This window comes from Marivivens marinus (assembly GCF_035969385.1).
In the GTDB taxonomy this organism is placed as follows: Bacteria; Pseudomonadota; Alphaproteobacteria; order Rhodobacterales; family Rhodobacteraceae; genus SELP01.
The window spans coordinates 509767-515801 of record NZ_JAYKKJ010000001.1; the positions used below are offsets into that span (position 1 = coordinate 509767).

General features: G+C 65.1%; 8 protein-coding genes. All 8 read left to right on the forward strand.

All coding sequences use genetic code 11. From position 1 onward, the window contains the following. Genes U3648_RS02645 through U3648_RS02680 form a run of 8 tightly spaced genes read left to right on the forward strand, consistent with a single transcriptional unit; the run spans position 1 to position 5989 of the window. Positions 1-438, forward strand: coding sequence for a hypothetical protein (locus tag U3648_RS02645; RefSeq protein ID WP_420857675.1), 438 nt, complete (start codon positions 1-3; stop codon positions 436-438). A gap of 38 nt (positions 439-476) precedes the next feature. After that, the gene (locus U3648_RS02650) at positions 477-665 is read left to right on the forward strand and encodes a DUF7697 family protein (protein WP_420857676.1); all 189 of its coding nucleotides are present in this window, start codon (positions 477-479) and stop codon (positions 663-665) included. Continuing rightward, entirely contained in the window at positions 658-3144 is a 2487-nt protein-coding gene (locus U3648_RS02655) for a phage tail tape measure protein (RefSeq protein ID WP_420857677.1), read from the forward strand. The genes U3648_RS02650 and U3648_RS02655 overlap by 8 nt, the downstream gene beginning before the upstream one ends. Next, positions 3137-4258 carry a hypothetical protein gene (locus U3648_RS02660; RefSeq protein ID WP_420857678.1) on the forward strand — a complete coding sequence of 374 codons (1122 nt, stop codon included), beginning with the start codon at positions 3137-3139 and terminating at the stop codon, positions 4256-4258. Before U3648_RS02655 ends, U3648_RS02660 begins: the two co-directional genes overlap by 8 nt. Beyond that, positions 4255-5103, forward strand: a complete 849-nt coding sequence (locus tag U3648_RS02665; protein WP_420857679.1) for a phage BR0599 family protein — start codon at positions 4255-4257, stop codon at positions 5101-5103. Before U3648_RS02660 ends, U3648_RS02665 begins: the two co-directional genes overlap by 4 nt. Before the next feature lie 20 nt (positions 5104-5123). Beyond that, positions 5124-5372: a hypothetical protein gene (locus U3648_RS02670; RefSeq protein ID WP_137703187.1), complete on the forward strand. Its 249-nt coding sequence runs from the start codon at positions 5124-5126 to the stop codon at positions 5370-5372. After that, entirely contained in the window at positions 5369-5587 is a 219-nt protein-coding gene (locus U3648_RS02675; protein ID WP_420857680.1) for a hypothetical protein, read from the forward strand. The genes U3648_RS02670 and U3648_RS02675 overlap by 4 nt, the downstream gene beginning before the upstream one ends. Positions 5588-5590: 3 nt before the next feature. Continuing rightward, positions 5591-5989, forward strand: coding sequence for a hypothetical protein (locus U3648_RS02680; RefSeq protein ID WP_420857681.1), 399 nt, complete (start codon positions 5591-5593; stop codon positions 5987-5989). Positions 5990-6035: the final 46 nt, after the last annotated feature.

Consider the following 6035-nt stretch of genomic DNA (forward strand, 5'->3'; position numbering starts at 1 on the left):
ATGCTAACGCTCGACCTGACGAATGAACCGCGCTGGCACGACCTCGCGACGGGCGTCCGCGTGCAGCTTCGCCCGCTGACCACGGCCCTGATGGTGGCGACGCGGAGCGACACCGCCGTGGAGGAGGTCCCCGAGGCGGCGTCTGACGAGGAACGTGCGGTTGCATTCGCAAAGGCACTGGCTCGCCGGGTGATCCTCGCCTGGGATGGCATCGGTGACGCCGAAGGCAATCCAATCGATCCGAGCCCCGAGGCCATCGATGCGCTCCTGGACGTCTGGCCAATCTTCGAGGCGTTTCAGCTGACTTACGTCTCCAAGGGCCTGCTGCTGGAACAGGAAAAAAACGCCTTAGCGCCCTTGCCGAATGGTCCTACGGCGGGGGCGAAAGCTACTGCCAAGCCTGCGCGCAAGTCTGCGAAGACTGCCCGGCGCGGCTGAACCGACCCACCACCTTTGAAGGCTGGCAGGTCTGGGACTTGATCGGTCGCCTCGGCGGCCAACTTCGCATTCTGCCGGGCACGGTGATCGGCTGGGACATGGCAGCGGCACTGGCGCTCGGTGATGCCCTCGGTATCCCGCCGCTGGCGATGGCAGAACTGCTGCCCGTCATCGAGGCGGTGATGGTCACCAAACTCAACGAACAGATGGATCAAGCCAATGGCTGAGAAGCGCGTTTCCGTCCGCCTGGCCGCGGTTGGCGGGCGACAGGTGCGCGCCGAGCTGGAAGGTGTCGGCGAAGCTGGGGCGCGTGGCTTCGGGCGGCTCAGCCGGGAGATGGAGGCAGCCAACGCCCGGCTCGCCGGGTTCGCGCGGCGGGTGCGCGTGGCGGCTGCTGCTGCGGTGGCCGCTGCTGCGGCTGCCGGCGTTGCCATGGTGCGCTCGGGGCTGCAGACGGTGGATGCGCAAGCCAAGCTCGCGCAATCGCTTGGCACAACCGTGGCCTCGATCCAGACGCTTGAGCGCGCTGGCGAACTGGCGGGCGTATCGATGTCCGGCATCGAACAGGCGACGAAGGACCTGACGCGTCGTCTCAGCCAGGCAGCCGCCGGGAGTGGCCCCGCTGCCGACGCACTGGAGCGGCTGGGACTATCGGCAACCGACCTGATTGCCCTACCGCTGGACCAGCGCGTTGGTGCCATCAACGCCGCCATCGAAGAGTTTGTGCCGGTTGCCGAGCGCGCCGCTGTCGCCGGTCAGCTCTTTGGCGAAGAAGGCTCCATCGCCATGTCGCGCATCGACACCGCAACGCTCCGCCAGGCGACCGAGGATGTCCGCGCCTTCGGTGTCGTCGTGTCCGAGCAGGATGCCGACCAGATCGAACGCACCAATGACGCAATCTCGCGCCTTGGCCTCGTCTGGCGCGGGCTGTCGAACCAGTTGGCCGTCGCTGCAGCCCCCGCACTCGAAGCTGTTGCGAATGCAATGGCGGCCGTGGCCAGTCGAACCGGGCCACTGGGCATCGCTATTCGTGGACTCTTCGACAATATCGGCCGTCTGACCACCTACGCGGCCACGTTTGCGACCCTCCTGGCGGGGCGCTGGGCGGCAGGAATGGCCGCTGCGGCGATTTCCGTACGCGGGCTTGCAACCGCGCTTGTCGTGATGCGTGGCGCATTGATCCGCACCGGGATAGGGGCGCTCATCGTCGGTGCGGGTGAACTGATCTTCCAATTCGGCCAGCTTGTTTCTGGAGCCGGTGGCTTCGGCAACGCTATGGCGCTGCTCGGCAACCTCGTGAGCGAGGTCTGGGAGCGGATCAAAATGGGGGCTGGCAGCTTTGCCGCCTCTGCGATGGCGGCTTTCGCCGACGTTCAAGCAGCTTCGGCGACCGCGATGCAGGGCGCGCTCGAGGGCGTTGTCGGTTTTGCCAATGCCGCCGTGAACAGTTTTGAGGGGGCGTTCGAAGCGATCAAGGCTGTCTGGGGGCTTTTGCCCGCCGCCATTGGCGATCTCGCGTTTCAGGCGGCGAATAGCCTGATCGAGGGCGTCGAGGCGATGCTGAACGGCGTCGTCTCCCGGATCAACGGTTTCATCGATGGCGTGAATTCTGGTCTTGAAGCGCTTGGCGTGGAGCGGCGGATTGGCCTGATCGCCGATCTCGATCTGGGGCAGCTCGAGAACCGCTTTGCGGGCGCCGCGACCCAGGCGGCCAATGCAGCGCAAGATGCTTTTGCCGGTGCGTTCGTGGACAACCCGCTGGCCGTACCGGATCTGGGTCTTGCCGGCACAGCTACCGATGCTGCCGCTTCAGCCGAGGCCTGGAGGCAGACCGCCGCAACGCTCGCAGATGGGGCCCTGCAACCGCTGGAAGCGATGGAGGCTTTGCGCACGGCGATGCGTGCTGCCGGGACCGAGGCAGAGACCGCCCTCGACGGAGCCACGGTAGCTGCGGATCGCTTCGACGCTGCTTTGGCCGCAGATGAAACTGATGGTCCAGCAGCCGCGCTTGATGAAACAGCGGATGCGGCCGGTCGTGCCGGTGGGGCGCTCCAGAGCGCCGCCGATGTTGCGCGTCAGTCCTGGGATGCGGCGCGGGCTACCGTGGAACGCACGCAGGAAATCGCGCGAGGGCTTGCCGACGATATCACCGGGCCGATCAAGGAGGCTCTGAGGTCGGGCGAACTGAGCTGGCAAACCTTCGCGAGCGCAATTTCCGGGATCGCGCAGAACCTGGCCAACCGTCTGATTGATAACGCCTTCAAACCGATCCAGGACGCGCTGTTTCGTGCCTTTTCGGGCGCGGGTACCGGCGGGGGTGGCGGTCTCTTTGGCTGGCTGACCAGCGCCCTCGGCGGTTTATTCGGGATTGGCGGCACCTTCGCACGCGGCGGTGCCTTTGGGCCGGCGGGCGAGATCACAGCCTTTGCCAGCGGTGGTGTGGTCTCACGCCCGACGGTGTTTCCCTTTGCCCGCGGCGTCGGGCTGATGGGCGAAGCGGGCCCGGAGGCCATCCTGCCGCTCCGGCGTGGTCGGGGCGGTCGGCTTGGCGTCGAGGCGAGCGGTGAGGGTCAGGGCGCTCAGTCCGCGACCCGCATCGTCAACGTGCTCGATCCTTCCATAGTTGGCGACTATCTGGCCACGCCTGCGGGCGAACGGCTGATCGTCAACGTGATCCGGCGCAACCGGGGAGGCCTTGATGCCTGACCTCTGGCCTTTCCCTGTGCGCCAGCCGGTCTCTGAAGTGCTGGAATGGAACACCGATACGCTGATCACCGAGGCGGCCGAGCAGAGGATCGCGCTGCGGACGGACCCGCGGTCGATCCTGACCTATACGCATTTACTCGATGGGACAGGCCTCGCGCGTGCCGCTGAACTTGCCCGGCCTGGGGTGCTTGACGAGTGGACCCTGCCGCTCTGGCATTTGGCGCGTCCGGCGACGGCACCAATCGATGCCGCCGACCTGGCTGTATTCGTAGATACCAGCGAGGGAACCTTTGAGGCACCGGGACAGGCCGTCATCGATGCTGATGGCGGGGACGCAGTCCTCGTCGAGGTCAGCGCGGTCCTGCCGGACCGGCTGGAGCTGGCCGCGCCTGCAGGTGTGACGCTTGTGCATCCGATTGTGGCCCCGGTTGGCATCGGGGTCCTGACGCGACCCATCGAGATCGACCGGCAGCGCCAGGGACTGGGAACCGTTACGGCGCGTTTCACGCTGCGGGACACATTGGCGATACCGGCAAGTAGCTATCCAAGCCACCTTGGGCTCGACGTGCTGACCGAACCGGCCGTGCTCCGCCAGCCATTGGCCGAAAGCGTCGCACAATCCGTCGAGTACATCGACAACGGCTTCGGTCCCATCGTGATCGAACCGGTGCTGACTCATGTCCAGCGTCGGTCGACGATCACCCTTGTTGACCGAGGCACGGCCCGCTGGTCACGCCGCCGTTGGCTGCATGCCTTGCGCGGCCGCCAACATGCCTTCTGGCTTCCGACCTGGGGCCGGGAACTGGTCCTGCAGACATCGGTCACGTCCTCGGCCACCTCCGTGATCGTCACGGCCACCGCCGATCCCGGTGTTTGGATCGGACGGCATGTGATGTTCGAGGTCGCCTCTGGTCCGGTGTTTCGCGAGATCACCGACGCCGTCTACGACGCACTCGGGATCCGGCTGACCATCGCAGCCCCGGGGAAGAGCATTCCCGTGACAACGCCGGTTCATCTGCTGACAAAAGTGCGGCTCGATACCGACCGGATCGAACTGGAGCACTTCGACAATCGCTCCGAGTTCGCGGCTAGTCTGATCGAGATACCAGGATGACCTATGATCTTGCCGAAACCTCGACCGCCGAAGGGCGTCCATATTTCCTGTATCTCTTTGCGGAAGGCGATCAGATCTGGCGGTTCACAAGCCGAGCTACGGCCTGGACCTCGCCCGCAGGGGCGATCGCTAATGAGACTGAGGATCTGATCTGGGACCCTTCGCCCGTCAGCCATGGGTCCGTCGTTCAGAGCAGCGATCCACGACGGGTCGATCTCAGCGTCTCCTTTCCGCTCTCCGATCCCTTCGCCCGCCGTTATCTCGGACCCCGCGGCCGTTCGGTCACGACGCTGACCATCTTTCGCGGCCACGAACAGGTGCCAGCCGAGGTGGTTGCGCATTGGAAGGGGCGTGTGGTCTCGGCCAGGGTTGAGGGACGGCGCATCACTCTACGCTGTGAATCCTTCTTCACGTCCATGCGCCGCGAGGGCGTCCGCGGCAAATACCAGCGCCTTTGCCGTCATGCGCTCTATTCTCGGGGCTGCCGCCTCGACATCGAAACGTCTTTCGTCGGGGGCACGGCGAGCGCGCATCAGGGCCTGACGATTACCGTCCCCGAATCCGCATTGCTGCCAAACGGCTGGTTCCGGGGTGGTGTCCTGCGCCACGTGGGCGTCTTGGGATTCATAACCGGGCATGTCGGGGATGCACTGACACTCTCCGGCCGTATGCCCGATCTGGAGGTGGCCATCGACGATCCCGAAGCCCTGGCGCTCGTAGAGATCGCGCCCGGCTGTGATCTGCGGCGTGACACCTGCAAGGCCAAGTTCGGCAATCTTCTGAACTTTGGTGGCTTTCCCGACATTCCGGGCCGCAATCCCTTCGGCGGCACCAGCATCGTTTAATCAAGATCTGAGAATCCACCATGGTCTGGAACTTCGTCGTCCAGATCGTCGCCAGCCTCGTGCTGACGGCGATCTCCTATGCGCTGTCGCCCAAGCCGAAACTCGAGGCTCCAAAGGCGGCAGGGCTCGATGATTTCGACCTTCCGACGGCCGAGGAAGGCCGTCCGATCCCTGTCGTGTTCGGTACCATGCTGCTGCGCGGCCCGAATGTTGTCTGGGCAGGAGATCTGAAGGTCGATCCCATCCGCAAGAAGGGCGGCAAGAAATGAGCGATGATCTTATCGTCACGGTGCAGGACCTGCGCGCGTCCCGACTTTGCTTCCAGGGGGCGCGGCCGTGGTTCCGCCGCCATGGCCTCGACTGGCAGGCTTTCCTGGCAGACGGACTTCCAGCCGACGTGCTTGCCGCGACCGGTGATGCCCTGGCATTCCGCGTGATCGCGGAGGCTGAGAAACGCGCCGCGCAGGCCGCGAACGAGACCTGAGCCATGGGTGGTCGTTCAAAGTCGCAAACCGTCGGGTACCGATATTCGCTTGGGGCGCATCTCGCCCTCTGTCACGGGCCGGTCGATGCCATCCGTGAGATCCGGGTCGATGACCGGACGGCCTGGTCGATCGGCACGGGACAGAGCAGTTCTGCCGGGACCGGCGTTGGCGCATTGGCGAGCTACGGCGCGGTAACGGGTATGTCCGCAACCGCCGCTGCAGAAGGCGACAGCGTTGCACAGATCCAGTTCCCGGGCACGCTCGGCGGTATCCGGCTCGGCCAGAGTTATGACCTGCAGCTTCTGACGGACAACACGACCCGAACCGTGACCGTTCAGGCCGTGAGCTATGATGCGGTCACTGGCATAACTGGCGTGCCCCCATCGGGTGGTCCGGTTTGATTGTTAGTGCATCGTGGGCCTCTGGTCCATCGGAACGATGCTTTCT